Annotated in this window: 19 protein-coding genes, 2 tRNA genes and 2 pseudogenes; 17 read left to right on the top strand and 6 right to left on the bottom strand. The window is 69.8% G+C overall.

Annotated features, from left to right (window positions below):
* Positions 1-468 precede the first annotated feature (468 nt).
* The 4 genes and pseudogenes from G4D86_RS38555 (at position 469) to G4D86_RS53325 (ending at position 2,853) form a co-directional block, all read left to right on the top strand.
* Positions 469-1,197 (top strand): DUF6310 domain-containing protein, encoded by a 729-nt coding sequence (locus G4D86_RS38555; protein WP_338050637.1) that lies wholly within the window; start codon positions 469-471, stop codon positions 1,195-1,197.
* A gap of 1 nt (position 1,198) precedes the next feature.
* The gene (locus tag G4D86_RS38560; protein ID WP_163999293.1) at positions 1,199-1,957 is read left to right on the top strand and encodes a DUF5953 family protein; all 759 of its coding nucleotides are present in this window, start codon (positions 1,199-1,201) and stop codon (positions 1,955-1,957) included.
* A 20-nt stretch (positions 1,958-1,977) separates the two neighbouring features.
* A pseudogene (locus G4D86_RS38565) lies at positions 1,978-2,401 on the top strand (transposase); the annotation flags it as partial.
* Between the two features lie 64 nt (positions 2,402-2,465).
* Positions 2,466-2,853, top strand: a pseudogene (locus G4D86_RS53325) (NUDIX hydrolase).
* Between the two features lie 95 nt (positions 2,854-2,948).
* Here G4D86_RS53325 and G4D86_RS38570 read toward each other — a convergent pair.
* Positions 2,949-3,021 (bottom strand) — tRNA-Glu (locus G4D86_RS38570).
* A 23-nt stretch (positions 3,022-3,044) separates the two neighbouring features.
* Positions 3,045-3,117: transfer RNA gene (locus G4D86_RS38575), tRNA-Lys, on the bottom strand.
* 193 nt (positions 3,118-3,310) lie between these two features.
* Between G4D86_RS38575 and greB the strand changes: the two genes are divergently transcribed.
* The 5 genes from greB to G4D86_RS38600 all read left to right on the top strand — a co-directional run bounded on the left by greB (position 3,311) and on the right by G4D86_RS38600 (position 7,559).
* Positions 3,311-3,841, top strand: a complete 531-nt coding sequence (gene greB / locus G4D86_RS38580; protein WP_163999294.1) for a transcription elongation factor GreB — start codon at positions 3,311-3,313, stop codon at positions 3,839-3,841.
* Between the two features lie 9 nt (positions 3,842-3,850).
* Positions 3,851-4,801, top strand: coding sequence for a deacetylase (locus G4D86_RS38585; protein WP_163999295.1), 951 nt, complete (start codon positions 3,851-3,853; stop codon positions 4,799-4,801).
* A 255-nt stretch (positions 4,802-5,056) separates the two neighbouring features.
* Positions 5,057-6,376 carry a PhoH family protein gene (locus G4D86_RS38590; RefSeq protein WP_163999296.1) on the top strand — a complete coding sequence of 440 codons (1,320 nt, stop codon included), beginning with the start codon at positions 5,057-5,059 and terminating at the stop codon, positions 6,374-6,376.
* 33 nt (positions 6,377-6,409) lie between these two features.
* Positions 6,410-6,715 carry an HP0495 family protein gene (locus G4D86_RS38595; RefSeq protein WP_163999297.1) on the top strand — a complete coding sequence of 102 codons (306 nt, stop codon included), beginning with the start codon at positions 6,410-6,412 and terminating at the stop codon, positions 6,713-6,715.
* Positions 6,716-6,794: 79 nt separating this feature from the next.
* On the top strand, positions 6,795-7,559 hold the full coding sequence (locus G4D86_RS38600) for an SAM-dependent methyltransferase (protein WP_163999298.1): 765 nt from the start codon (positions 6,795-6,797) through the stop codon (positions 7,557-7,559).
* A gap of 88 nt (positions 7,560-7,647) precedes the next feature.
* Here G4D86_RS38600 and G4D86_RS38605 read toward each other — a convergent pair whose 3' ends face one another.
* Positions 7,648-8,742, bottom strand: coding sequence for a diacylglycerol/lipid kinase family protein (locus G4D86_RS38605; RefSeq protein ID WP_163999299.1), 1,095 nt, complete (start codon positions 8,740-8,742; stop codon positions 7,648-7,650).
* A gap of 399 nt (positions 8,743-9,141) precedes the next feature.
* Here G4D86_RS38605 and dnaK point away from each other — a divergent pair, with 399 nt between their 5' ends.
* From dnaK to G4D86_RS38635, 6 genes are all read left to right on the top strand, one after another.
* Positions 9,142-11,052, top strand: coding sequence for a molecular chaperone DnaK (gene dnaK / locus G4D86_RS38610; RefSeq protein ID WP_163999300.1), 1,911 nt, complete (start codon positions 9,142-9,144; stop codon positions 11,050-11,052).
* 146 nt (positions 11,053-11,198) lie between these two features.
* Entirely contained in the window at positions 11,199-14,975 is a 3,777-nt protein-coding gene (locus G4D86_RS38615) for an Ig-like domain-containing protein (protein ID WP_163999301.1), read from the top strand.
* 143 nt (positions 14,976-15,118) lie between these two features.
* The gene (locus G4D86_RS38620) at positions 15,119-15,991 is read left to right on the top strand and encodes an SRPBCC family protein (RefSeq protein WP_163999302.1); all 873 of its coding nucleotides are present in this window, start codon (positions 15,119-15,121) and stop codon (positions 15,989-15,991) included.
* An 88-nt stretch (positions 15,992-16,079) separates the two neighbouring features.
* Positions 16,080-18,611, top strand: coding sequence for an AAA family ATPase (locus G4D86_RS38625; protein ID WP_240360708.1), 2,532 nt, complete (start codon positions 16,080-16,082; stop codon positions 18,609-18,611).
* A 67-nt stretch (positions 18,612-18,678) separates the two neighbouring features.
* Entirely contained in the window at positions 18,679-20,949 is a 2,271-nt protein-coding gene (locus tag G4D86_RS38630) for a vWA domain-containing protein (protein WP_163999304.1), read from the top strand.
* A gap of 15 nt (positions 20,950-20,964) precedes the next feature.
* Positions 20,965-21,525, top strand: a complete 561-nt coding sequence (locus tag G4D86_RS38635) for a PspA/IM30 family protein (RefSeq protein WP_163999305.1) — start codon at positions 20,965-20,967, stop codon at positions 21,523-21,525.
* 13 nt (positions 21,526-21,538) lie between these two features.
* On the opposite strand, the gene G4D86_RS38640 is transcribed toward G4D86_RS38635, so the two are convergent.
* Positions 21,539-22,420, bottom strand: a complete 882-nt coding sequence (locus G4D86_RS38640) for a DNA integrity scanning protein DisA nucleotide-binding domain protein (protein WP_163999306.1) — start codon at positions 22,418-22,420, stop codon at positions 21,539-21,541.
* A 124-nt stretch (positions 22,421-22,544) separates the two neighbouring features.
* On the opposite strand from G4D86_RS38640, the gene G4D86_RS38645 reads away from it, so the two are divergent.
* A complete protein-coding gene (locus G4D86_RS38645) occupies positions 22,545-22,907 on the top strand; it encodes a TraR/DksA family transcriptional regulator (RefSeq protein ID WP_163999307.1) in 363 nt (120 codons plus the stop codon).
* A gap of 73 nt (positions 22,908-22,980) precedes the next feature.
* On the opposite strand, the gene G4D86_RS38650 is transcribed toward G4D86_RS38645, so the two are convergent.
* On the bottom strand, positions 22,981-23,748 hold the full coding sequence (locus tag G4D86_RS38650) for an FHA domain-containing protein (RefSeq protein WP_163999308.1): 768 nt from the start codon (positions 23,746-23,748) through the stop codon (positions 22,981-22,983).
* 190 nt (positions 23,749-23,938) lie between these two features.
* On the opposite strand from G4D86_RS38650, the gene G4D86_RS38655 reads away from it, so the two are divergent.
* The gene (locus G4D86_RS38655; protein ID WP_163999309.1) at positions 23,939-25,567 is read left to right on the top strand and encodes a serine/threonine-protein kinase; all 1,629 of its coding nucleotides are present in this window, start codon (positions 23,939-23,941) and stop codon (positions 25,565-25,567) included.
* 33 nt (positions 25,568-25,600) lie between these two features.
* Here the strand turns inward: G4D86_RS38655 and G4D86_RS38660 are convergent, their stop codons facing one another.
* Positions 25,601-26,785: an FHA domain-containing protein gene (locus G4D86_RS38660; protein WP_163999310.1), complete on the bottom strand. Its 1,185-nt coding sequence runs from the start codon at positions 26,783-26,785 to the stop codon at positions 25,601-25,603.
* Between the last annotated feature and the right edge of the window lie 55 nt (positions 26,786-26,840).

Genomic DNA, 26,840 nt, shown 5'->3' on the forward strand with positions numbered 1-26,840 from the left:
TGGTGCTTCATGCCCGCTGGCGCGCTGCCCTGATGCCGCTGCTCTGCGGCTTGCGCCGCCGCCCGTGCCGGAGCGCTCCGAGCCCATCGGGCTGGTTCCTGTGAAGCTGCGCAGGCTCCCTACCATGTCCCTCCGCGCCCGAGTTTCATCGCGTCGCTGGTGCGCTCCGGGCCATGCTGCCGTGCCTCGGTACGCTCCGGGTATCCCAGCTATTCGCAGCTCCTGGCATACTCCACATGCTGCCAGCCTTGACCCGCAGCTCGCTGGCTCGACGGAAAGGACGAAGCAATGCGACTCCGCGCCTGCGCCGCACTCCTGCTCTTCCTCTCGGCGTGCGCCACGTCGGCACCGAGCCCAAGAGAGCGCGCGTCCCGGAACCCGAGGATCGCCAACCTCCAGCGAGCGGCGACGCTGCCATGGACTGACGGGGGGCGGTGCGCTGTCCGTGAGGCGTCCCAGCCTTGGCCCGTGTTAGCGGAGCGGTGCTTTGCAGCCCTCGACCACGACCGGGTCCGGTTCAACGACCGGACGGGGCGATGTGCCGTTGCCTCGGCGGGCGCGGCTGCCCTGGGAATCGGCCTCTGTGTCTTGGCTGCTCCCGAGATCGTTGCAGGCGCGGTGATTGTCCTTGGCGTTGTGGTGGCGGGAGTCGTCATCAAGGAAGCGCTAGATGCGTATGCGCTGAGAGGGAGTAGTTCGGACGAGGTAGAACCCGCGCCCCGGACGAAGCCCGCCTCGCAGGAATCCTCAGAGAATCGAAGGCCCAGGCCGGAGCCAACAGGGCAGGATTGGTTCCCCCCGGTGCCGACCGAGCCCCTAGAGCGAGAGCGCCGCCCTGAGTGCAGGCCCGTCCCGGTGCGACACTTGGGCGGCAATGACCCCCACAATGAATGTGCTGACAAGATTCCGAACAACAGCTTCCCTGGCTGGGATGTGCTCGTCAATGGGAAGAACTTCGACGGACTGGCACTCGCCACTCGCGCGCTGTGGGATGTCAAGACAGATGACTTTGAAAAACAGCCGCTTCGCTCTCAAAGGTTCTTTGTCAGGATGAAGCTGCCTGGGCTGAGGCTCGAAGCCAAGCTCGCCAGGGAATGCGGGTACGACTTCATCATTGGAGTGCGAAGCGCCGCGCATAAAGCTGTGCTGTTCGACGAAGACCCCACTCTCAAAGTCGTCGTCATGGATTGGTGTTGAAATGACGACCGCTCAAAGAACTCTCCTGGTTATCGTCCATGCGCCTGCGCTTAAGGACCATGACGACCGCCCGACCGCAGTTGTTCATGCAATGGAACGTGCGCTTCCCGGCTTGTGCCTAGTGTGGACGATGTCGGAAAAGGGAGACCTTATCGCATTGCCTCGACGCGACGAGTGGTTCGCGGCCAGCACGACAAACGGAGGGTTTCCGTTCCTCTGCAACGATGATGATAACCACCTCGTGACGGTTGCCGGACTGGAAAACCCAAACGGTCTTGCCGCAGGAAGTCCGCCGCATCTTGAAGTCCATGCGGACCTGCCACTAGACGCAGCCGGCATCGCGGGGGCTGTCGATGTGCTTGCAGGTCTAGCGGAGGGCGCTCGCGCGGTATGGGGGCATGCGACGCCGAGCGGCTATGGTGGGATTGTGGCGCAACAATTCCGCCACCCCAGCGATGAGCCGCACGTTCCTCCTCACGGGCTGCCGTCGCTCAAGCTCCCATGGGACAAGTCCACGCCTGAGATTCCGCACTTTCTCGGGTGGCTGAATTATTGGTCTGGCGCTGCCGCACGCGCCATCGGGTTCCCGGACCTGGCTCGGGATGCGGACCTGCTTTCACGGGCGCGGCGCACGGCATCGGGCGGCTGGGTCGTGCAACTCACGGACGCGCCGCTTGACCTGGACAACCCCGCCCATCTGGACGCGCTCCTGAGGGCCTACGAGCGCTTCCCGGCGATAGGAGAGCGCTCAGCGCCTTGACCACTCAGTGCCGGGTAGACGTGAAGGCGGGCACCATTACCTGCCCGGCCGGCCAGGTGGAGTCCTTCGAGCCCGGACAGGTGGTGCAGTTCGACCCGGAGGTGTGCGGCGCGTGCGCGCTGCGCGCCCAATGCACGCACGCGGCCTCCGGACGAGGTAGGAGCGTCCGCCTGGGCGAGGACGAGGGCCTGTAGAAACGACTGCGACGGCTACAATGCACCCGCGCGGGACGGGCGAAGCTGCGCGAGCGGGTGCCCGTCGAGCACCAACTCGCCCACCTCAGCCAGCGACAGGGCTCGCGGGCCCGCTACCGCGGAACCCGGAAGAACACCTTCGACCTTCGCAGGCTCTGCGCGCTCCAGAACTTGGAGGGCATCCACCGCCGCATCGACGAGCAGCGGCGGCTTGCGGCCTGAGGTGCCATTAACCTGTTCGGCGTTCTAGAGATCGTCGCGGACCGAATGCGGCGCTACGACATCGCGATGAACTTCACTCGTGGGAGAGGGCGATGACCGACGGACGCTCCTGGTAGGGCAACTGGAAGGTTCGGCTCTATGAGCGCGTCCGCGAACGGGGGGGATGGCTCACTCACGGCCTTTGCCGAAGCGCGTCCCACGGCATCTCTTGTTCAACTCGCGCGGTTGGAGCGAGGACAGCTGGTGCGCGAGTTGTCAGAGTGCCTTCCTGATGGATGGCCGGCCGTGTTGGACGATGCCAACCGATTTGCCGTTGCCAAGGCCCTGAGCGCGTGGATTTCGTTCACTCCTGACTGTCATGAGGGGAGGGCAAGGCAAATCATGGGATCGCTCCTCGCGAATCCGCCATCCGCAGGCTGGCGCCCGCTCGGCCCTGATGACGAGTTGCTCCTCACTCTCCTGCCGGACCACGCAGCCTGAGCAGCAACAAGGGAAGGGGGAGCGCTGCACTCCAAGGAGCGGCCAAAAACGAACGGGGTTGGACGGTTTCAACCGTCCAACCCCGCGTTCTTACTTGTCCCCGACGGGATTCGAACCCGTGTTACCGGCTTGAAAGGCCAGCGTCCTGGGCCTCTAGACGACGGGGACGGCTCGACTTCTCTACTACGCCATGAGTCGCGGGGGGCTCGAACCCCCGACCCTCGGCTTAAAAGGCCGGTGCTCTACCAGCTGAGCTAGCGACTCGCACTATTCTTTTTTCGTTACCACGCCCAACCGCCCCGTCAGCCCCCGGGGCAGGCGCTTCCTACCAGCACTCCCCAGCGCTTTCCACTGGCGAGCACACGCCCTGCTTCCTGACATCCGGCCCCCGACTTCCGGTGAACGTCCGGCCCGCCGTCCGCACTCCGCCGTCACCGTCCGGCGGTATACAGGGAGCATGTCCCAGGACGCACACCCCGACATGGATGACCTCGAGGACGACGAGGAGAAAGCCCCGTTCCGCCGCTACCTCACCCGCTCGGGCGCCGAGCGCATGCACCGCGAGCTGGTCCACCTCCTCAACGAGGAGCGCCCCAAGGTCACCGCCGAGGTCTCCGCCGCCGCCGCCCAGGGCGACCGCTCCGAAAACGCCGAGTACATCTACGGAAAGAAGCGCCTGCGGGAAATCGACCGGCGTCTCCGCTTCCTGACGAAACGCCTGGACACCGCCACCATCGTCACGCCCGCTGAACAGACCGAGCGTGAACGAATCTACTTCGGGGCCACTGTCACCCTGGAGGACGAGGACGGAGCGAGGACCACGTACCAGATAGTCGGCTCCGATGAGATCGACGCCGCCGGAGGCCGCATCAGCGTGGAGTCCCCCATCGGCCGTGCGCTGCTGCGCAAGGTCGTGGGTGACTCCGTCGAGGTGCGCCGTCCCCGGGGGGAAATCGAGCTCACCGTGGTCGACATCCGCTACGAATAGGAGGCCGTCATGCCTCGGACGCAGCCCATCAACACCCGCTACCGCCGCATCTACGAACACCTGAGCGGGGCGGACCTGGCTGTCTCCGAGGACGATGAGCTCTCCCTGGAGGACCTCGGCCTGGGCGGGGACTCCAAGCAGTCCCGCGTGGACCTCGTCTTCGGCACCTACAGCCCCGAGGGCCTGGAGCGCGCCCTGCGCGCCTACGGCCTGCTCCAGCGCGTGGAGGAGCGCGTGGGCCCGCTGGAGCTGCGTGTCCAGTGCGATGACCCGTACCGCCCCCGCCTCGTCCTCTGGAGCCGCCGCTTCTACGCCCCCGTGGCCGACGTCAGCCTGCGCAAGAGCATTGGCGCCGAGGTGGGCCTGGACGACGCGCTCGCCACCGCGCCGCTGCTCTACGTGGACTCGCTGCTCCTCCAGAACCCGGGCCGCGCCTTCGACTGGAACCGGCCCCCGCTGCCCGGGCAGAGCCACCCCGGCCTGGCCCTCTCCGGGCAGATTCTCGACCTGCTCCTGCTCATGGCCCGCCGCATCGGCGCCGAGGCCCTGGCCCTCATCCCCGCCACCTTCGCCGCCGCCTGCGTCTACGAGCGCCGCTTCTTCTTCGTGGACGGCGCCGCCCAGGGGCGCTTCCTCGCCCTCAAGGGGGCCGGGCAGCAGCGCCCTCGCTGGCTGCTCGCCTGGGCTGTGGAGCTTGGCTGCATGCGCGACGCCCGGGCCCAGCCCGTCCCCTTCATGCCCACCCCCATGCTGTCCCCGCTCAGCCGCCGGCTGATCCACCACTTCGACGCACGGGAATGGGACGACGCGCTGCAGATCAACGCCCGGCAGCCGCTCGTCCTGGACGAGGAGGCGCTCCAGCAGCGCTTCCCGTGGGAGCGCATGCCTCCGGGCCCGCCGCCCGAGCGGGTGGCGGAGCTGCTCGGGTACGATCCGCTCGCGCCCGTCGCCGCGCACTGACTCGCCACAGGGCGCTACAGCCCTGTGGCGGGACGGGAGTGGGGGCGTGGGCCCCGGACGTTCAATGGCCAGGGCCCGAAGCCGCCGTCAGGAGTCGAGGCTCGCGGGCGTCGGGCGTGGGGTTTCGGACAGCCGGCCTTCCAGTCGATATGCTGGCTGATTCCCCCGGGGGCGGTGTCTATATTGAGTGAAAAGAAGGCCCCGTCGCACGGTCCCGAGCGGTCGCACCCGAACCTTCAGGTCGCGCAACCCACGATGCGAAAGAACTTCATCCTCGACACCAACGTCCTCCTCCACGATCCGCGCAGCATCTACGGCTTCAAGGAAAACAACGTCATCATCCCCATCTACGTCATCGAGGAGATCGATCAGTTCAAGCGCGATCTCTCCGAGCTGGGGCGCAACGCGCGACTGGTGGCCCGCTACCTGGACTCGTTCCGCGCGGAGGGCTCGCTGAAGGAGGGCGTGCCCCTGCCTCACGGGGGCATGCTCCGAGTCAACTTCACCGACCGCGAGCTGCCGCTGTCCATGGCGGACAGCAACCTGATGGACAACCGCATCCTCGCGGTGGCCATCGACCTGATGGAGAAGGAGCCTGAGACCCAGGCCGTCTTCATCACCAAGGACACCAACCTCCGCATCCGCGCGGACGCGCTCGGCCTCATCGCCGAGGACTACGACGCCGAGCGGGTGGAAATCACCGAGCTGTACACCGGCTTCACCGAGCGGCTCGTCCCGCGCGACCTGGTGGACCAGATGTACAAGCAGGGCGCGGAGGTGGAGCTGCCCGACGCGGACACGCTGTCCCCCAACCAGGTGGTGCTGCTCAAGGACGAGACGAACCCGTCCCACACCGCCATGGGCCGCGTCCACGGCACCAAGGGCAAGTTGGTGCCGCTGCTGCGCTCCATCAAGGACGGCACGTGGGGCGTGCGCCCGCGCAACATGGAGCAGACCTTCTGCCTGGACCTGCTCCTCAACGACGACATCAAGCTGGTGACGATTGTCGGCAAGGCGGGCACGGGCAAGACGCTGCTCGCCATCGCCGCGGGCCTGCAGAAGGTGACGGAGGAGGGGCTGTACCAGAAGCTGCTGGTGAGCCGGCCCATCTTCCCGCTGGGGCGCGACATCGGCTACCTGCCCGGCAGCGTCGAGGAGAAGCTCAACCCCTGGATGCAGCCCATCTTCGACAACGTGGAGTTCCTGATGAACCTCAGCCGCTCCGACAAGAAGGCCGGGCGCGGCTACCACGAGCTGCTGGACCTGGGGCTGATGGAGATTGAGCCGCTGACGTACATCCGCGGACGCAGCCTGCCCAACCAGTTCATCATCGTGGACGAGGCGCAGAACCTCACGCCGCACGAGGTGAAGACCATCATCACCCGCGTGGGCGACAACACGAAGATCATCCTCACGGGAGACCCGTTCCAGATCGACAACCCGTACGTGGACTCGACCAACAACGGCCTGGTGCACGTGGTCAACCGCTTCAAGAGCGAGAAGATCGCGGCGCACATCACCATGGCCAAGGGTGAGCGCAGCGCCCTGGCCGAGCTTGCCGCCAACCTGCTCTAAGCGCCTGCGCCCACGAAACCGACGAGACGTGCCATGACGAAGGAAGGCCCCGAGAAGACTCCTCCCGTGGAGGAGGAGAAGAAGCCCCTCATCGAGTACCCCACCGTCTACACCTTCAAGGTGATGGGCAAGCAGGAGTCCGGCTTCACCGAGCACGTGAGGGAGCTGTTCCGGAAGCTGATGGGGACGGAGATCTCCCCGGACTCCATCCACGAGCAGCCCAGCACCAAGGGCAAATACGTCTCGCTGAGCGTGTCGGTGTACCTGCTGTCCGAGGAGCACCGGCGCGCCATCTACGCCCAGCTCCATCAGGACGAGCGGGTCGTCTATTACCTCTGAGGACGCCCCCCCGCGCCCGCTGGGCAGGGCGCGGGTGCGTGGCTGGAAGTCCGGACGGGGCAGGTATATGAGGAATCCCATGACCCCCGCAGAGCCCTTCCCCCTGTTCCACCCCGCAGGAGTCCGGCGCGCCTTCGGCTCGGATGAAGCCACGCGGCGCTTCGCGAAGGTGGCCCAGCTGGAGCCGGGTGCGCGGGTGCTGGTGCTCGGCTGCGGCCCGGACGGCGGTGCCGCGCTGCTGCTGGTGCGGGAGCTGGGCTGCTCGGTGGTGGCCGCGGACACGGACGAGTCCCTGCTGGCCCCGCTGCGAGAGCGCGCGAGGGCCCAGGGGCTGGGCGACCGGCTCGAGGTGCGGCGCGTGGCGCTGGACGCGCTCGGCCTGCCCGAGGGCAGCTTCAATGCCATCCTCATCCAGGGCCATGTGCTGTATCCGCTGCGGCCTACGCTGGCGGGGATGCGGCCATTGCTGGCGAAGCGCGGTCGGCTGGGCCTGACGTTCCCCGCGAGGGTGGGGCGCTTCGCCCCCAAGGCCACGCTCGACTTCTGGGAGCGGCGCGTGGGCGGGCCGCTGCTGCTGCCGCGCGAGCTGCTCCAGACGCTGGAAGGCTCCGGCTATGAGCCCGAGTCCGCGGAGACGCTCCACGACACGGAGCTGGACACGTACTACCGGGACGTCGAGGCGCAGCTGGCGTCGGCCCCCGCGGGCGCGCAGGCGGCGGGGCTGCGCGAGGAGCTGGCCCTGCACCGCGAGAGCAACGGCAAGGCGAGCGTCAGCTATGCCTTCGTCGTGGGCCGCCGCAAGGAGCCGGGCGAGAAGCCGCCGGCATCGAGAGACCGCGGGTAGGGCAGGAGCACGGCGGCTTCACCGTCCGGCCTTCGAATCCCTCGCGAGACGCAAGGGGCCGGTACCCGGACAGCCGTTTCCGCTCGCGTCAGTTCATCGCGCCGTTGAAGTCCACCAGCTCGATGGACTCGGGGGCGACGGACAGCGTCACCTGGTCGCGGTAGCCGGCCGCGTCGCCGCCCACCTGGAAGGGCATGGGGCGGGCGAAGCGAATCGTCACCTCGCGGGCGTGGAAGTCGTGGAGCCCTTCCGGGAACCAGCGGCCGTTCCACAGCTTCGGCAGGTTCGCCAGCACGGCCCCGGGCTTCACCTGGCCCAGACGCAGCTGCATGAAGCCGCGGCGCTCGCCGGCGAAGGGGAACATGCGGAAGCCATAGCCGTAGAAGGGCATGGTGCCCGCCGCCGCCATCATCAGCTTGCCGCGGAACAACGTGGCACCGGGGGCGAGGGCGTCACCCATCGCGCGCCCGTCCGCTCCCAGGCGGTACGCCTCGCTGGACGGGCCGTTGACGACCTCGCACTCCACCCAGGTGGAGTGGGTGAGGTAGTGCGGCACCGTCTTGCAGGCCACCGCGGAGAAGTAGCCGCCGCTGCCGGTGAGCATGCCCTTCAGCAGACCCTTGCCCAGGTTCTCCTTCACCCAGATGTAGTCGTTGAGCACCTTGCCATCCACGCCCAGCCCGGCGAACGGCGCGCGCTGGCCGTCCACCATCAGCAGGTCCATGGGGCGATAGCCCGGCACCTCGCCGGTGCGGGCGCGCAGCACGTCGTTGAGGATGCCGTCGCCGCGCGTGCTGGAGGCATTCACGTGCGCGGCGATGCCGTTGCCCGTGCCCAGCTTGAGGATGCCGAAGCGGGGCGCCGTCTGGCCCGCGAAGCGGCCGCGCGGTCCCACCTGGTGCAGCACCTCGTTGACGAAGCCCATGAAGGTGCCGTCACCGCCACCCGTGAAGGCCATGGGGTAGCCCCGCTCCAGCACCGTCTGGACGATGCGCCGCGCATCCAGCGGAGAGCGGGAGAGGAACAGGTCCTGCTCCGGCACCACGTGCGACAGCGACTTCACCACCCGTGCGTCCACCTTGCGGGCGTTGGCGTTCAGCAGCACCGCGACCTTCGGCTCGGCGGTGGTGTCCGACGCGGGAGCACGACCGAAATCCGGAGAGCGGAGGGGCTGGACGAGCATGCGGCAGGCTCCTGGGTTGCTCGGGCTGGGGGGGCCCGATGGCGACGGCTGCCCGAGTGTGCACTTTTCTCGCCAAGCCCTGACGCGAGGCGTCAGCAGGCAGGCGAGCATGTCATTCCAAGGGGTTGGAGCGTTGGCTGCTGATCGCGAGGTCGCCCGGTTGCTACCGCGGGGTGACAGAGGTGTAGAGCGCGTTACGCACCCGTGCCGCGTTGGTGGCGCGGGCGTGACGCGGCGCATGCCTGCCTGCGCACTGCGCTACGCACCGGGGGTTGCCACCTTCACTTCGACGGGCCCCGCGGGCACCTGCCTGGTTTGACACGAGGGGGTGGGTGGTTACGTTGGGCGTACATCAGGAGCTTTTGAGAAAAACGCAGTCTTTTCCGGAGGATACGAACCGTGGGCAAGATTATCGGGATCGACCTGGGCACCACGAACAGCGTGGTTGCGATCATGGAGGGTCGCGAGCCCAAGGTGATCGTCAACGAGGAAGGCAGCCGCATCACGCCCTCGGTGGTCGCGTTCACGAAGGATGGGGAGCGTCTGGTGGGCCAGGTGGCCAAGCGCCAGGCCATCACCAACCCCGAGCGGACCGTCTACTCCATCAAGCGCTTCATGGGCCGGCGCCACGATGAGGTGACCGAGGAGGCCAAGCTGGTCCCCTACAAGGTCGCCCGTGGCCCTCACGGCGACGCGCGCGTGGACATCGACGGCAAGCAGTACAGCGCGCCGGAGATCAGCGCGCAGGTGCTGCTGAAGCTGAAGCGGGCGGCGGAGAACTACCTGGGTGAGAAGGTGACGGAGGCGGTCATCACCGTCCCGGCGTACTTCAACGACGCCCAGCGCCAGGCCACCAAGGACGCGGGTGAGATTGCCGGCCTCACGGTGAAGCGCATCGTGAACGAGCCGACGGCCGCCGCGCTCGCGTACGGCATGGACAAGAAGAAGGACGAGAAGATCGCCGTCTATGACTTCGGCGGCGGCACCTTCGACGTGTCCATCCTCGAGGTGGGCGAGAGCGTGGTCGACGTGCTCGCGACCAACGGTGACACGCACCTGGGCGGTGACAACATCGACCTGCGGATCATGGACTGGCTGATCGCCGAGTTCAAGAAGGACACCGGGCTCGACGTCACCAAGGACAAGATGGTGCTCCAGCGCCTGAAGGAGGCGGCGGAGAAGGCGAAGATCGAGCTGTCGAGCGCGATGGAGACGGACATCAACCTGCCGTTCCTCACGGCGGACGCGTCCGGTCCCAAGCACCTCAACGTCAAGCTCACGCGCGCCAAGTTCGAGGCGATGATCGACGACCTCATCGAGCGCTCGCTGGAGCCGTGCCGCAAGTGCCTCAAGGACTCCGGGTTGGACCCGAAGGACCTGAACGAAGTCGTTCTGGTGGGCGGCACCACCCGCATCCCGAAGGTGCAGGAGGCGGTGAAGCGGCTGTTCGGCAAGGAGCCGAACCGCTCGGTGAACCCGGACGAGGTGGTGGCGGTGGGCGCCGCGGTGCAGGCGGGCGTGCTCTCCGGCGAGGTGAAGGACATCCTCCTGCTGGATGTGACGCCGCTGAGCCTGGGCGTGGAGACGCTGGGTGGCGTGATGACGAAGCTCATCGAGCGCAACACCACCATCCCCTCGCGCAAGTCGGAGACCTTCTCCACGGCCGCGGATGGCCAGACGCAGGTGGAGATCCACGTGCTGCAGGGTGAGCGCGAGATGGCGGGCGACAACCGCAGCCTCGGCCGCTTCCACCTGACGGGCATGCCTCCGGCGCCGCGCGGCGTGCCGCAGATCGAGGTGACGTTCGACATCGACGCGAACGGCATCCTGAACGTCAGCGCCAAGGACAAGGCCACCGGCAAGGAGCAGAAGGTCACCATCACCCACTCGTCCGGCCTCGCGAAGGACGAGGTGGAGAAGATGGTCTCCGACGCCCGCGCCAACGAGGCGGCCGACAAGTCCCGCCGCGAGCTGGTGGAGGTGAAGAACCAGGCGGAGAGCCAGGCGTACGCCGCGGAGAAGCTGCTGAAGGAGAACAAGGACAAGCTCTCCGCGGACGTGGCGAAGCCGCTCGAGGAGGCGGTGGCGGAGCTCAACAAGGTCCGCGACGGCCAGGACAAGGACGCCATCAAGTCCGCCCTCGATAAGCTCCAGGCGGCCAGCTACAAGGCGGCGGAGGAGATGTACCGCGCCACCGGCGGCGCTCCGGGCGCCGAGGGTGCTCCGGGTGCCGGCCCATCCGCGGCGCCGGGCTCGCAGGCCACGGGCAAGAAGGACGACGTGGTGGACGCCGAGTTCCGGCAGTCGTAGTGCCGGGGCGGTGAGCCGCCTGCGTTGAGCTGTTGCAAGAGGGCCGGTGCTTCCGCGAAGGCGGGAGGCCGGCCCTCTCGCTTTGAGGGCGGGACGGACCCGGGGATTGTCTTTGATTCATGTTTGGGAAGAAGCTTTGGCCCTTCATGCTCCCTTCGGCCGTCTGGCTCCGCTCGCTCCTCGGGGTTGTCGTCACCCTGTCCCTGCTCTCCTGCCGGTCGTCCTCCGTCGAGGAGAGTGCCGCGCCTCTTCCCGCACCCGAGGCCGGTGCGTCGTTCGATGTCTCCGCCGTCATGCGGCAGGTCCACTTCGCCTGGCGGCCCGAGGGCTCGGGCTGGCGCGGTGGCCACTCCACATACGACGCGCGGGCGAGCGCCGATGGGCTGACGCTGACGCCTTTCTTCCACCCCCGGGTGGACGCTTCTGGCGTGGAGGGGGCGCCGCTCACGCTGGGCGCCGTGCAGGTGCGCCGGGGCCTTCGAGAGACACGGGCCACGGAGGCCCGGGTCCGGGTGGAGAAGGGTGGACACCTCTTCCTGTCGCGAGAGGGCTTCACCGAGCACCTGCGCAACGCGGAGGACGGCGTCCAACAGGAGTGGGTCTTCGAGGCTGCACCGGTGGGCACGGGAGACCTGGTGTTGAACCTTCCCGTCCGGGGGTTGGCCTTCGCAGAGGGCAGCGAGCAGGGCCTGCACTTCAGGGATGCGAAGAGTGGCCTGGGCTTCCGCTATGGCCATGCCGCCTGGGTGGATGCCACGGGGCGGAGCACTCCGCTCCAGGCCCGCTACCGCGCGGGGGCCATCCAGTTCCAGGTCCCCGAGGCGCTGCTGGAGGCGACCCTCTTTCCCGCGACGCTTGCCCCCACCATCTCACCGGAGATCGGCACGAACCAGCCGGTGCCGGAGCCGCAGATCTACAGCCAGCAGGCTCCGTCGGTGGCTTCCAATGGCTCGGGCCAGCTCGTCGTCTGGGAGGACTTCCGCGGGCTGGCCTTCGAAATCTTCGGCGCACGGGTGTCGAGCGCAGGAGTGGTTTTGGATGACTGGGGCCTCCACATCTCCCGTGAGTCCGAGTTCCCGAGCAGCCCCTCGGTGGCCTCCAACGGGACAGACTACCTCGTCGTCTGGGAGGACACGCTCTCCGGGAGCGAGGCCTCCATTCGTGGGACGCGCGTGAGCGGGGCGGGGGAGGTCCATGATGTCACCGGACTGGCGCTCGGGACCTCCACTTCAGGGCAGCACGCTCCCGACGTGGCCTCCAACGGGACGGACTACCTCGTCGTCTGGTGGGACATGCGGAACGGGAACCCGGACATCTACGGCACGCGGGTGGCGAGCACCGGCGAGGTGGTGGATGGGGCGGGCCTCGCCATCGCCAGGGCCGCTCAGGCTCAAAGCCTGCCGTCCGTGGCCTCCAACGGGACGGACTACTTCGTCGTCTGGGAGGATGCGCGCGCTGGCAATCCGGACGTCTTCGGCACGCGGGTGACGAGCGCGGGCGCGGTGCTGGAGGACTCGGGGCTTGCCATCGCCTCGGAGTCCCATTCGCAGGTCACGCCGTCGGTGGCTTCCAACGGCACGGACTACCTCGTCGCGTGGGAGGATGCCCGCCTCGAGTCGGCGGGCGACATCTTCGGCGCACGGGTGACGAGCGCGGGCGTGGTGCTGGACGCTTCCGCGTTCGCCATCTCCACGGAGAGCCAGTCGCAGGAAACGCCGTCGGTGGCCTCCAACGGGACGGACTACCTCATCGTCTGGGAGGACGCGCGCCTCAATGATGCGGGCGACATCTTCGGCGCGCGGGTGACGAGCACAGGCGCGGTGGTGGACGCTTCCGGGTTCGCCATCTCCACCATCTACAACGGCCAGACCCGCCCGTCGGTGGCCTTCAATGGCACGGACTTCTACGTGGCCTGGCAGGACGCTCGCTCGTCCCTGGATATCTACGGTGCGCGCGTGACGACCACGGGGGAGGTCTTGGACTCCTCGGGCGTCGTGCTCTCCACCGCGGCCAATGGACAGTCGTTTCCCGAGGTGGCCTCCAACGGGACGGATTATCTCGTCGTCTGGTCCGGACACCGGCAGCAGGACAACTCGGCGGCCATCTTCGGCGTGCGCGTCTCGGGCTCGGGCGAGGTGCTGGATGCCTCCGGGCTCGAAATCTCACCCGCGGGCAATCACCTCTTTCACAAGGTGGCCTCCAACGGGACGGACTACCTCGTCGTCTGGGAGGACGTCACCGAAATCGAATCCCGCGTCATGGGCGCGCGAATCACGGGGGGCGGAGTGATTCTGGATGCCCAGGGACTGGTGCTCTCCGCGCCCACCGTACGGTCCTCCAGTGCTCCCTCGGTCGCCTCCAACGGAACGGACTACCTCGTCGTCTGGAATACGAGGCCCGGGGAGACGTCGCTGTCCACCATCTCCGGCACTCGGGTGACGAGCGCGGGCGCGGTGCTGGATGCCTCGAGGCTGACCATCTCCGGGCCTCCCGCGCTCGTGGACGCCCCCGCGGTGGCCTCCAACGGAACGGACTACCTCGTCGTCTGGCAGGACTACCGCAACGACAACAGTGACATCTACGGCGCGCGGGTGACGAGCGCGGGCGCGGTGCTGGAAGCCTCGGGGTTTGTCATCACCACCGCGGTCGATACGCAGCGGGACCCTGCCGTGGCCTCCAATGGCACGGACTACTTCGTCGCCTGGGGGGACTTCCGCAGGAGCAGCGCCTCCGACGTCTACGGTGCGCGGGTGTCGCGCGAGGGCGCGGTGCTGGACCCCTCCGGGGTCGCCATCTCCACGGCCGCCCGGTACCAGCAGTTCCCCTCGGTGGCCTCCCTCGGCGCGGAGTACGTCGTCGTCTGGCAGGACCACAGCGTGAGCACGCCCAATCCCAACATCTACGGAGCGCGCGTGACGAACGCGGGCGCCGTGCGCGCGCCCATGGGGTTTGTAATCGCAGACACCGCCGACACGGAAGAGGCTCCGTCGGTGGCGTTCGCCGGCTCCGGTCGGACGGCCTTCGTCGTGTATGACCGCTTCGACCTTTCGGCGCCCTACTGGAACCATCGGGTTCGCGGGCGGTTCATGACGTTCAATGACAACCAGCCGCCCAGCGCGGTGTCCCAGGCGGTGGGGGCGGTGGAGGACACGCCCCTGGAAATCCTGCTCCAGGGCAGCGACCCAGAGGGGCAGGCGCTCACCTATGACATCGTCACGCTGCCCCAGCACGGCGTCCTGAGCGGCACTGGCGCCCGCCGCACCTATGCACCGGCGGCTCGGTACAGCGGCCCTGACAGCTTCACCTTCCGTGTCTCGGATGGAGAGTTCGTGTCGGCGGTGGTCAGGGTGAGCATCCAGGTGACGCCATTCAACGACGCTCCGTCCATCCCGGTGCTCGTATCGCCCGCGCAAGGGGCGCGCCTGGAGAGCGGGCTCGTCGCCTTTCAGTGGAATGCCTCCACGGACGAGGAAGGGGAGGCGCTCACGTACCAGTTGGAAGTGCTCCAGGGCGGTGAGGCCGTTCGCACGCACAGCACGATGACGACGACGTGGGCCCTGGCCGCGAGCGAGGCCCTTCCGCCGGGCAGCTATGCCTGGCGCGTGAAGGCCACGGACGCGCGCGATGCAGCCAGTGCCTTCTCCGCCGAGCGGACGTTCACGGTCGCGGAAGTCCCATTGCCGACGGATGGTGGCGTCCCGGACGCGGGCGCGCCGGATGCGGGCGAGCCGGATGCGGGGACCGGAGTGGACGGCGGAGTCGCGGATGCGGGGACCGGAACGGACGGCGGGACGGTCCCTCCTCCAGACGACTCCGACACCTCGGGCTGCGGCTGCAACCCGATTCCCGGCGCGGGCCCGGGTGCGCCGCTGACCCTCACGGCCCTCGGACTGCTCCTGCGGAGTTCCCGGCGCCGCCGCTGACCCCGGGGCTTTCCGAAGCGGTGGACGGGGGTACGAGAAGCGGGACGCGCGGGTCCGGGCAAGTGCTTGATGGGACTGGGGCGGCGGTTGGCGGCGAGGGTGCAACCGGACAGGGCACCCCGTGCCAGTGAAAGGGCGCCCGCATGTCCCGTATCGAGTCCCCGCCGTCTTCCCTCCATCCCGGCCTCGTCGACACCGAGGCGACTCCGGCCACCCTCGCTCCGTCCTCGCAGCGGACGTCTCCGTCCCGCCCGGCGGCCGCCGCCCCGGTCAGCACCGTGGAGGTGTTCCGTGGCGGGGAGGGGGGCGCTCGTGAGAACGCCCCGGTGACGGGCCCCCGCTCCGGCCCCATGACGGGGAAGGACAACCGGTTCGACTTCGCCGTGGGCGGCTCCTTCCCCCCGAAGCCCACGGGCAACCTGGCCGAGCAGATGAAGCAGCTGACGCTGACGGCCGCGCAGTCCGAGGCCGCGGCGGCCAGCGTGGTGATGGGAGGTGGCAGCGTGGTGGACGCGTACGCGCGCCAGCACCTGAAGCGGCTCGATGCGAGCCCGCCCATCCAGGGGGCGCCGACGTCGCTCACGGACTACACCAGCTCCATTCCGGGCGTGTCGCCGGAGAAGGCCTACGCCTATTTCGTGCGCAACCCGGGGGCGGTGTTCGAGTCGGCGGGCATCCAGGTGCGGCCCTCCGTGGGCTCGCTGACGGACGGGGCGAAGCTGTTCCTGGAGGAGAAGGGCCCACCGCCGGTGTGGGCGCCCATCACCGTCCGGCTGGAGCCGGGGGCGAAGACGCTGCACATCACCACCCTGGACGGGCACCCGCTCCGAGGGACGAACCGCTTCGTCTTCCAGGACGACGGCCAGGGCGGAACGCGGCTGCGCCAGTACTCCGCCTTCCAGGGCAGCTCCCCGGCCACGGAGGTGGGGATGAAGCTGATGGACCCGATTGAGCGGCAGCACGGAATCTGGCGCAGCGTCCATGCGCACCTGCACGACACGCTGCGGGAGCGATGACGTTCATGCGGTGAGGGCCTCGGTGCACTTCTAATGGGGCGACGGCGGCGGATAGCATGGGCGCATCCCCGCTACCTCTGGGTTGTCCGTGCTCCCTCAACCGCCACCGTACCTCCAGGCCGCCCGGGCCTTCCGTCACTTCTTCGGCGAGCTCCGGGACTCCTACCTGGAGCGAGAGACGCTCTTCACGCAAATCGAGCTGGCGCTCCTGGGGCGGGAGCACGTGCTGGTGGTGGGGCCTCCGGGCACGGCCAAGAGCGCCATCGCCAGCGCGGTGCTGGGGCGCATCATCGACGAGCGCACGGGCCAGCCGTCGCTGTTCTCCAAGCAGCTCGCCGAGTCCACCGTGCAGACGGACCTCATCGGCCCGGTGGACTTCAAGGTGCTCACGGAGACGGGGCGCACGGAGTACCTCACGGACGAGGGCATGCTGGGCTCGGAGCACGCCTTCCTGGACGAGGTCTTCGACGGCCGCGACATGCTGCTGCGCTCCATCCTCAACGTGCTGTACGAGCGCGAGCTGAAGCACGGGCGGCGGGTGACGGCGGGGCGCACCGAGTGCGTCATCATGACGAGTAACCGGTACCTTTCCGAGGTGCTGGCGCGCTCGCCGGAGCTGCTGCTGGCCTTCGCGGACCGGCTGAGCTTCATCTGCTTCGTGCCCAAGTCCTTCGCCCGGCGGGAGAGCCGGGCGGCCATGCTCCAGCGCTTCTCGTCCGGCGCGCGGCCCGACCTGCGCGCCCAGCTCACGCTGCAGCAGCTGGATCTGCTCCAGGATGCGGTGACGAAGGTGAAGGTCCCCAGCCACGTGCTGGAGGGCGTGGAGCTGTTGGCGGACGCGCTGGAGCGCGCGCTGGCGGCGCAGGTGTCCAAGCTGCCCGACTACGTGCCCACGAAGTACTTCTCCCAGCGCTCGGCGGTGAAGGCGCTGTGGGCACTGAAGGCGGCGGTGGTGAGGGACCAGCTCTACCGGCGTCCGGACCGGCCGCTGGAGGCGACGGTGGAGGACCTGGACTCGCTGCGCTGGTTCTTCCTGCTGGGCGGCCCGCCCGCGGCGGAGACGGAGGCGCTGCTCAAGGCGGTGGTGGACCCCCGGGAGCGGGCGCAGCTCGAAATCGTCCGGCTGGAGCAGCGGGCCTTCGACGAGTCCCTGGCCAAGGTGCGGCAGGAGCTGGGCGGCGGCGTGGAGCGCGAGGCCCAGGCACTGGGGGCGCAGGACGAGGTGACGGCGGCCGAGGCGCTGGGGCGCAACTGGCAGCCGGGTCTGGTCTCCAACACCGCGAAGGCGCTCCTGGCCAAGCTGGTACCCGGGCCGCGCCATGCGCAGAACCGGGCGCCACTGCTGGTGGCCGCCCGGGCGCTGGTGGCGGCGCTCGAGCAACGGCTGGCACGCGGCATGTCGGGGCAGGGCGAGGGCCGGGGTGGGCTGGCGCTCTTGTCCTCCTTCCGGGATGCGTTGGAGCTGTGCCGCACCATTCCCGAGCTGCGCGCCAACTTCGCGCCCCTCTGCGAGGCCACCGCCCGCTTCCTGGGGGGCGCGCTGGAGATGATTGCCCTCTCCGCGGAGAGCGTGGACTTCGAGGACGGGCTGAAGCTCGAAGGGCTCGTGGGGCTGGCGGACAACCTGGAGGAGGAGCTGTCCCAGACGACCGAGCTTGCGGGACAGCTGGCGGAAGGGGCACCGGCCGCGCTGGAGCGCCTGCGCGTGGCGGAAGTCGCCGTGCGGCGGCGCGTGGTGTCCGCCCTGCGTCGGCGCGCGGCCCTGGCCTTCCAGGGCTCCACGGGGCGCTCCCGGAAGGAGCCGCTGGAGGCGCTCTCCGCCGACTCGCGGCGCCTCACGCAGCTGGAGCATTCCCTGGCCGCGCTGGACCCGTCCCAGGCGGGCCTCAAGCAGGAGCTGTTGCTGCCCCTGGGGCTGGCCTACGCGCGCGACGTGCTCGGCACCACGCCCTTCGAGCGAATCGAACAGTACGGCCGCGCGGTGCAGTCCGTGGCGGAGAACCTGCGGCGCGAGGGCCTGTCCGCGGAGCTCGTGATGGCCGAGTGCCGCGACCTCATCGAGACCCGGCTCCGCGAGCACGCCAGGCTGCTCACGCGCGAGGTGGCCAGCCCTCCGCCCCAGGCCACCGCGGTCCTCAATGGCGACGCCTACGTCTTCTACCGGGGCGAGTTCTCCGCCCGGGCGCCGGACGGGGAGCTGGCGGCGCTGCTCGGACTCGACGGGCAGCTCACCGTCACCCGTAGTGGCGCCGCGCCGGGCTTCCTGTCGGAGAACGTGCGGGCGGCCGTGGCGCAGGCGGAGCTGTCCTTCGTCCACTCGCGCGTGAAGTACCTGCGCAGCTGGCTGACGCAGCTCCTCACGTCGCTGCCCGCGCCGGACACCCTCTCTGAGAAGGCCGAGGCGGAGCGCACGGTGGACCGGCTGGTGCGCAGCCGCTTCCCCATGCTCGCGCTGAAGGAGGGCGAGCTGGTGCGGCTGCGCGGGGTGCTGTCGCTCCTGGGCTCCATGCCCGGCGACCTGGGCGAGAGCGCGCGCCGGCTGGAAGGGCAGCTGCGGGGCATCGACGAGGACTTCGGGCGCTTCAGCCGGCAGGTGCTGGAGCGGCGGTCCGCGTCATGAAGCGGCGTCTTCCGGGCCCGGGGTGGGCGCCATACCTTCGGGCAGGGACTGAAAGGGGGCGCTGAGCGTGCTGTCCCGGCGGCTCACGGACCTGCGACGGCGCCTGGACGCCCTGCACCAGCCGGCACCGCCCGCCGGTGGCTGGCGCGGGTGGACGTTCGGCCGCCGCGCGCGCGGGCCGGAGGACCTGGCCCTGCCGGTGCTCACGGCGTTGGACCGCGAGCTGGACCGGGTGGGCGTCCACACCGCGGCGGACGCGCAGCTCCTCCGCGAGCTGGGCGTGCGCAAGGGGCGGGCGGGGACGCTGGCCCAGGGCCTCCAGACGCGGGCCCAGCAGGCGCTCGAGGAGGTGGAGGAGTGCGTGCTGCGCGTGGAGCGCGCGTGGCGCGCGGGCGAGCCTCCGCCGGGCGCGCTCACCGTGCTGGAGCGGGCCTTCGTACAGCTCGCGCGGGCGGTGAAGGTGGCGGACCTGTTCTCCCGGCCTCCCGCCGAGGGCACGGACGCGGACTTCGAAATCTACGTGCGCCAGGAGACGACGCGGAGGGACCGCCCGCCCACCAGCGCCCGCATGGCGGCGGCCGAGTTCTTCGCCAGCCGCGCGCGGGAGAACGTGGCGGACGTGGTGCAGAAGCGCAGGGATCTGGACCTCGCGCACGAGCTGCTGCTGCGCCTGGGCGCGGACCATGACCGGGAGCGCGGACTGACGCTCCGTCGCCAGGTGGTGGAGGCCCGGGAGCGCGTCCGCGCGGTGCCGGCGGTGCGCTCGCTGGAGGAGTTGCTGCGGCACGTGCGGCACGCGGCCCGGCGCGAGCCGCAGGTGGCGTACCGCTCGCTACGCGGGCTGTACGAGCGGGCGCTGGAGGCGGGCGACACGCAGCTGGCGGACGCCGCGCGCACGGCCCTGAATCCCCTGCTGCCCTCGCGGCCGAGTCTGTCGTCCCTGGTGGAGACGGCGGAGCGGGACTCGCTGGCGCACTGGTTCGGCGAGGAGCCGGAAGAAGGGAAACCGGAGGCCGCGGCCCCGCGCTCGGACGAGCTGCTCGCGGACCTGGCCTTCTCGCTCAAGCCCGAGCAGCTCTCCACCTTCGAGCTGGCGGCCGGGTGTGCCCGCTACTTCGACGTGGAGGATGCGCTCTCCGAGGAAATCGTCCTGGCGGATGCCCAGACGCAGCGGCCCGTGCCCCGGCGCGTGCCGTACCCCACCCAGACGATGACGTACGAGACGACGGGCAGCCTGCACGAGGTGCACAACTTCGTGCTGAGCGACCCGCGCATGCTGCTGCGAGACCTGGCCGCCAACCGCCAGCTCGTGCGCGCGTACCTGGAGGAAGAGCCGCCGCCGCGCCCCAAGAAGGTGAAGCGCACCGCGGTGCGCGTCTACGTGTGTGATGCCTCCGGCTCCATGCACGGCGGGCGCGCGCGCTTCCGCGATGCGCTCGTCATCGCCGAGCTGAACAACCTGCGCGTCAAGGCGCGCCGGGGCGAGCCGTTCGACCCGCTCTACTTCAGCTTCTTCAACGACGTGCCCACCGAGCTGGCCCGCGTGGACACCGCCGTGGAGGCCACGCGTCAAATCGAGAAGCTGTTCCGCGAGTCGCCCGCCGAGGGACAGACGGACATCACGCTCGCGCTGATGTCCGCCTTCGACTCCATCCGCGCCGCGCAGGGGAGGGACCCGTACCTCGCCCGCGCCACCGTGGTGCTCATCACCGACGGCGAGGACCGCGTGGACCTGGATCTCATCCGCCGCACCCGTGCGCCCATGGGCGCGCTGGACATCGCCCTGAGCTTCATCTCGCTCGGCGAGGAGAACCCAGACTTGCGCCTGCTGGTGAAGGAGCAGCGCGCCGCGGGAGGCCGCGCCTTCTACCACCACCTCTCCGACGAGGAGATTCTGTGGGCGCGCACCGAGTTCGACACCCCCTGGCGCACGCTGCTGCCGCGCGACGTGCCCGCCACCGCGGATGCGCTGGAGCAGCTTGCGCCCCACCTGGACGCGCTGGAGGCGGTGGCGGCCGGGCGCGGCTCGACCGCGCAGGTGGCGGTGGATGCGTCCTTCGACGCGCTCTTCCCGGAGGCGTCTTCCACGCCCGCCGCCCGCGAGGTGCCGGGCCCGGACGTGGTGAACCGCGTGGTGGACATCCTCGCCGCGCTGGTGGAGGCGGCGTCGCTGGCCCCGGCGGAGCGGCGGGCCTCGGAGAGCGTGGTGCTCCTGCAGCACCTGCTGTCGGTGTATGGACTCACGCCGGCGCGCTACCTGTCCGCGCTGTCCGCCGGTGGGCTCCCGGTGCGCGAGGCGCTGGAACGGGTGCGGTTGTTGTGCCGGCCCTTCGGGTAGGCTGCCCTCCACGCCATGTTCTTCGGCCTGCTGCGGAAACGGAAGAAGGAGCCCACCCGGCCGGCGGACCCGCTCGCCGCGCTGGACCAGCTCATCGAGAACCTGGAGCGCCAGGCGGCCGAGGTTCGCAAGTCCGCGGCCACGCTGCTGGCCCTCAAGGGAGACCTCACGCGCGCGGTGGAGCGCTACACGCGCCGGCTGGAGGACATCGGCTCGCGCCGCACCACCGCCGAGTCACGCGGGGACGGCCGGGCCGTGGCCGTGCTGGCGAAGGACCGGGAGCAGGCGGAGGCGTTGCGGGCCTCCACGCGGGATGCGCTGGAGCGCGCGGACACGGACGGGAAGCTCCTGCTGGAGGCCGCGGGCGAGCTGGGAGACCGGGTGGCGGAGCTGCGCCGCGAGCGGGAGAGCGCCTCCGCGCGCCTCACCGTGGGCGGCATCGTCACCGAGGCCATGCGCGAGCGCGTGGCCCGCTTCGAGCAGGCCCTGGTGGTGGACGCGGCCCGCGACGAGGTGGAGCGCGCGCACGCCCTGGCCGACATCTACCGCGAGGAGCTGCGCGAGCAGGAGCGCTGAGCCCCCGCGCGCCTCAGGTGCGGCGCGCCGTCTGGTGCAGCTCCAGGACGATGTTGCCGCCCTTGAAGAGCCGCACCGCGCCGGACGTCTGGCTCACCACCAGCGCGATGCAGTGCGTGGTGGAGGTGATTCCCGCGGCGGCCGCGTGCCGGGCGCCCAGGCCGAGCGGAATCTTCACCATGTCGTCCGTCGCGGACAGGTAGCGGCCCGCGGCCAGCACCACGCCGTCCTCGCGGATGATGAAGGCGCCGTCCAGCACGGAGAAGTTCTTGATGGCCTCGCGAATCTTCGGGTCCAACACGTTCCGCTCGGCCTCGGACAGGCCCTGGAACGGGTTGATGGTCATCTGCCGGCTCTTCTCCAGCACCGTCGTGTGGTCGCCGATGGTGATGATGGTGCCGATGGGATGGCCCTCGAAGCCCTCCTGGCCAATCTGCAGCGCCAGCTGGATGAGCGCGTCCACCACCTGCGAGTTGAACTCCTCGCCCAGCTTCACGCCCTCAATCGCCAGTCGGTCGTCCAGCGAGCCACCGATGCGCATCTGCATCAGCGTGTCCGGTGCGCGTCCCACCTTGCCCGTCATGCACAGCACCAGGTCCCCTTCCTTGAACGCTCCCTGGGACAGCGCGGACACGAGCGCCACCTTCACGCGCTCGGTGCGAGAGTAGTCGTAGGCGGGGATGACCAGGGCGCGTACCTTCTTCGCCAGGTGCTCTTGCGCCAGCTTCTCCATCGTCACCGCGTACACGAGCTTCTTGCGAGCAGGCCGGCCCCGAAACTCGTCGGGAGGAATGGGCGTGTCACAGATGTAGAGGAAGTGATCCACTTCGCTCTTGCCCGCCAGCGAGAGGGCCGAGCGAAGGAACTCCCGATCGAACTTCGTGTTCTCGGTCAAAAGCCCCTCCCTTCACCCACAGTGTGCACCCAGGTCAGCTTGACACTGAAGGTTACATGAATAAAGCTTTCGGGCCCTTTTTTTGGGGCAGGGCCCAAACCCTCGCTGGACTGGAGCGAAGTCTGTGAACCAGAAAGATCTCAAGCGTTACAAGAAGATGCTCGAGGACAGCAAGACGAGCCTGCTCGAGAGCGCCAAGAAAACCCTGGTGGAGGAGTCCAACTTCGACACGGACGACCTCCCGGACGAGATCGACCTGGCCTCTTCCGAGTATGCGCAATCCATGGTGTTCCGCCTGCGCGACCGGGAAAAGTTCCTCTTGCAGAAGATCGAAAAGGCGCTGGCCCGCATCGAGGACGGCACCTTCGGCATCTGCGAGCGTTGCGAGGAGGACATCTCCCCGAAGCGGCTGGAGGCCCGTCCGGTGACGACGCTCTGCATCCGCTGCAAGGAGGAGCAGGAGAAGAAGGAGAAGTCCTACGGCTGAGCGCCGGGAGACAGGGCCGCGCGAGGAAGCCCTCGTGCGGCCCGCCCTGGAGTCATGACCGGACCGGGCGCCCTCAGGCCGCGGGCGCCTGGATTTCGACGCGAAGCAGCTGACGGCCGATGAGGAAGTGGTCCCCGTTGTCCACGAAGGTGGGGCCCGCCAGGCGGATGAAGGTGCCGTTGGACGAGCCCACGTCACGGACCTGGAGCCGGTCCTGCCGCACCTGCAGCACCGCGTGACGCCCGGACACGAAGCCGTCCGTGGGGAAGGTGAGGTCGCCCTGCTCGCGGCCCAGCAGGTTGTCGCCCTCGCGCAGCGGGAAGGCCGCGCCCCTCAAGCCCCCCTCCAGCAGCTGCACCAGCCGCAGGCGGTAGCCGGGATCCGGTGAGCCCCACACCTGGGTGCCGCCCGGGCCGTTGGCCGCGGCGGGGATGGGCTCCAGCACCAGTCGCTGCCGTCCCAGTCGCAGCTCGCCGCCGGGGGACAGCTCCCGCTCCTGGCGCAGGCGGACGAAGACGCCGTTGGCGCCGCCCACGTCCTCCACCGCCAGCCGGGCGCCGGAGAAGAAGAAGCGCAGCTGGACGGGCATGATGAACGGGTCGTCCGGGAGCTGAATCTCGCCCTGCTGGCCGCAGGTGAGGGTGTCGCGCTGCATGCGGACGACGGACTCGGGGCCGCCGTCGGCGCGCACCACGCGGATGGAGACCTGCGGGCGCGTGGCCAGGCTGGCCACGGCCATCACCATCGTCCCGGAGCGGATGGGCGAGCCACACGCCCGGCAGACGGCGGCGTCCCGGGCATTCTCGGCGTCACAGCGGGGGCAGTATTCCACGGCGTCCATGGCGATCTCCGGGTTCTACCAGGGGTCGAGCCTGGTTGCTCGCCTTGTGCATGGCTTGCCCGTCACCCGAGCGACGTGGTGAAGTCCGGACCCCACCCCACTGGGGAACGTTGCCTTGCTCTGCCCCTCCTGCGGCGCCGACGCCCAAGAAAAAAGCTCTCGTTACTGTCCCGCTTGCGGCGCGACGCTCGTGCGCGCGGCCGACGCGGACGAGTACGTCGGCAAGACGATTGCCCACAAGTACCGCGTGGAGGCCCTCATCGGCGAGGGCGGCATGGGCAAGGTGTACCGCGCCCGCCAGCTGGCCCTCGACAAGGTGGTGGTGCTCAAGGTGCTGCGCCACACGCTGCTGTCGGACGAGCGCACCGTGGCGCGCTTCCAGCGCGAGGCCAAGGCCGCCAGCCGCCTCAACCACGCCAACTCCATCAGCGTGCTGGACTTCGGCCAGGCCGAGGACGGCGCGCTCTTCATCGCCATGGAGTACGTGGCGGGGCAGGACCTGCATCAAATCCTCAGCCGCGAGTGGCCGCTGGGGGAGGCGCGCGTGGTGCGCCTCGTCAGCCAGGTGCTGAGCGCGCTGTCGGACGCGCACGGCGCTGGCGTCATCCACCGGGACCTCAAGCCCGAGAACATCATGGTGGAGCAGCGCCGCAACGAAGGCGACTTCGTGAAGGTGCTCGACTTCGGCATCGCCAAGATTACCGACTCCACCGACGACGGCCCGGCGCTCACCCGCGCGGGCTTCGTGTGCGGCACCCCCGAGTACATGTCGCCGGAGCAGGCGCGCGGCGCGCCCTTGGACCACCGCTCGGACCTGTACGCGGTGGGCGTCATCCTCTACCAGTTGACGACGGGGCTTTTGCCCTTCGAGTCCGACTCGGCGGTGGGCTTCGCCACCAAGCACCTCACCGAGGAGCCGCCGCCGCCCAGCCGGCGCCGGCCGGACGCGCGCATCTCCCCGGGGCTGGAGAAGCTCATCCTGCGCGCTCTCTCCAAGAGCCCGGATGACCGGCCCGCCAACGCCGAGGCCTTCAAGGCGGAGCTGGCGATGGTGGAGAAGGAGCGCCGCCGGGCCGAGGCCTCGCAGCGCGGCGCGCGTCCCTCCGCGGTGCTCGCGCCGCTGCCGCGCAAGTCGACCGGCGGCCCGCTGAATGACGGCCGGGACGTCACCGTGCCGGGCTGGGACAGCAACGAAGTCACGATGGAGGCCACGGTGCGCGCGCTGCCAGGCGTGCTCTCGCCCCTGCCGGCGAACGCGGACGACATGCCCGCCACCCGGGAGAAGACGGACTCCCTGTCACCGACGAATCCGGGCTCGGGCGGGGGCGGGTTCGCCTTCTTCTTCAAGTCGCTGACCATCCTCCTCGTCGTGGCCGCGGTGGGCTTCTTCGCCTACTACTTCAGCGTCGGCGCCGGCAGCGGCGCGCAGGACCTGCCGTACGCGCTGCCCAAGAACGCGCCGGTGCCCGGCGCCGTCGGCAGCGCGCCGAGCACCGAGGTGCCCCTCTACGAGCGGCAGATCTCCAATGCGGAGCGCGATGTGGAGGCGGCCGGCCGGAAGACGCGAGAGGGAGACCGGGCCCTGCAGCGGCTGGACATTCCCCTCGCGGCCTCGAGCTACCGCGAGGCCTTCAGCATGAGCGGCGACCCCGACCTCGCGCTGAAGCTGGGTGACATCTACTGGAGCCGACCCAATCCCGACCTCCAGGAGGCCCGGGGCTGGTGGGAGCGCCACCTGCGCGAGATGCCCAACTCCAAGGCGCGGGAGATCATCGAGCAGCGCCTGGGTGCGGCCATCGCCCGGCCCTCCGCGCCCTGACGGCAGGCGCGGCGGCAACCCCCGAAGCGAGACTCAGCCCAGGTTCTCCACCTGGAGCACGTGCTGGCCCAGGCGGACGCGGTCTCCCGGACGCAGCGGGCGCTCCACGCCCGAGGCGAGTCGCACAAACGTGCCCAGTCCGCCCGACAAGTCGCGCAGCAGGGCGCCCGTGGGGGTGGGGGAGAGTTCGCAGTGGCGGCCGGCCAGGCCCTCGTCCCCCGGGAAGCTCAGGTCGCAGTTCGCCTGTCCGATGGTGAGCAGCGGCGCCGCCGTCACCACCGCGCGGCCCGCGCGCCCGCCCACCAGGACTTCCTCCACCCCGTACACCGCCTGCCCCAGCGGCACCGGTGCGCCGTAGACGTGGGGGCGGCCCGCCACGGGCGCCACCGGCTCCAGCCGGCCCGTGTAGCGGAACAGCCGCTGGCCCGCGCTGAAGAGGGTGCGCGGGGCGAGGGCCTCGGTGCCGGCGACGGCGACGAAGACGCCCGAGGCGCTCGACTCGTCCCGGACGAAGAGGGCGCCGTCCTTCACCAGGAAGGTGGCGTGCAGGGGCGACACGTAGGCGTCATCCGAGAACAGGATGGCGCCGCGCTGCCGGCCCACGACGCAGCCGGTGACGGGCAGCTTGTAGCGCTGGCCCCGCGTGGAGCCGGCGATGACGGCCAGACCGAAGCGGGACGCCGCCGGAGGAGCCGGACGCGGGGCCCCGGGAGCCGCCGCGGCGGGAGCCCCGGGCCGGGAGGGCATCGCGCTGTCCGGAACCGGAGGGGGAGGCCGGGTGACGGCGGGGCCCGGAGGCACCGACGCGGGCCCCCCGGCGCCCGCCCGCGGGGTGGCGACGGGCGGCACCGAGGCGGCGCCACCCGCCGGAGCCGTCACGCGGGCCCCGGGGCGCTCCACGGGGAGCCCGGCGGCGGCGGTGGGCGGAGGCGTCCTCGCCGAGGGGCGCAGCCCGGGAGGGATGGCGCTCGGCGGAGGCGGCGTGGTGTTCGGGACGCCCGTTTCCCCCCTGGGACCGGGGAAGGTGGACACGGCCACGGGACGGCCGGGGGGCGGCGCTACGGGACGGGGAGTCGCCCCGGCGGGCCGGGCGGCGGGCGGCCGGGCCGCTTCCTCCAGCGCCTGGCCGCACAGGACACAGGCGGCCGAGCGAGGGGGGTTGTACCCGTCACAGTTCGGGCAGACCACGGCGAGAGCGGACAGCAGGAGCTGTGACATGGGAGAGGGCGAATCTAGGGGCCCTGAAAACGTCGGGTCAACGAAAGCGAACGCG

Origin of the sequence: Pyxidicoccus caerfyrddinensis (genome assembly GCF_010894405.1) — a bacterium.
Lineage (GTDB): Bacteria > Myxococcota > Myxococcia > Myxococcales > Myxococcaceae > Myxococcus > Myxococcus caerfyrddinensis.

Bases quoted from the DNA above. Each gene is read 5' to 3' on its own strand.
- G4D86_RS38595 (WP_163999297.1), top strand. From the start codon at position 6,410: ATGACGAAGGAAGGCCCCGAGAAGACTCCTCCCGTGGAGGAGGAGAAG.
- G4D86_RS38635 (WP_163999305.1), top strand. From the start codon at position 20,965: ATGTTCTTCGGCCTGCTGCGGAAACGGAAGAAGGAGCCCACCCGGCCG.
- G4D86_RS38560 (WP_163999293.1), top strand. From the start codon at position 1,199: ATGACGACCGCTCAAAGAACTCTCCTGGTTATCGTCCATGCGCCTGCG.
- G4D86_RS38620 (WP_163999302.1), top strand. From the start codon at position 15,119: ATGTCCCGTATCGAGTCCCCGCCGTCTTCCCTCCATCCCGGCCTCGTC.
- G4D86_RS38605 (WP_163999299.1), bottom strand. From the start codon at position 8,742: ATGCTCGTCCAGCCCCTCCGCTCTCCGGATTTCGGTCGTGCTCCCGCG.
- G4D86_RS38615 (WP_163999301.1), top strand. From the start codon at position 11,199: ATGCTCCCTTCGGCCGTCTGGCTCCGCTCGCTCCTCGGGGTTGTCGTC.
- G4D86_RS38600 (WP_163999298.1), top strand. From the start codon at position 6,795: ATGACCCCCGCAGAGCCCTTCCCCCTGTTCCACCCCGCAGGAGTCCGG.
- G4D86_RS38650 (WP_163999308.1), bottom strand. From the start codon at position 23,748: ATGGACGCCGTGGAATACTGCCCCCGCTGTGACGCCGAGAATGCCCGG.
- G4D86_RS38590 (WP_163999296.1), top strand. From the start codon at position 5,057: ATGCGAAAGAACTTCATCCTCGACACCAACGTCCTCCTCCACGATCCG.
- greB (WP_163999294.1), top strand. From the start codon at position 3,311: ATGTCCCAGGACGCACACCCCGACATGGATGACCTCGAGGACGACGAG.
- G4D86_RS38660 (WP_163999310.1), bottom strand. From the start codon at position 26,785: ATGTCACAGCTCCTGCTGTCCGCTCTCGCCGTGGTCTGCCCGAACTGT.
- G4D86_RS38585 (WP_163999295.1), top strand. From the start codon at position 3,851: ATGCCTCGGACGCAGCCCATCAACACCCGCTACCGCCGCATCTACGAA.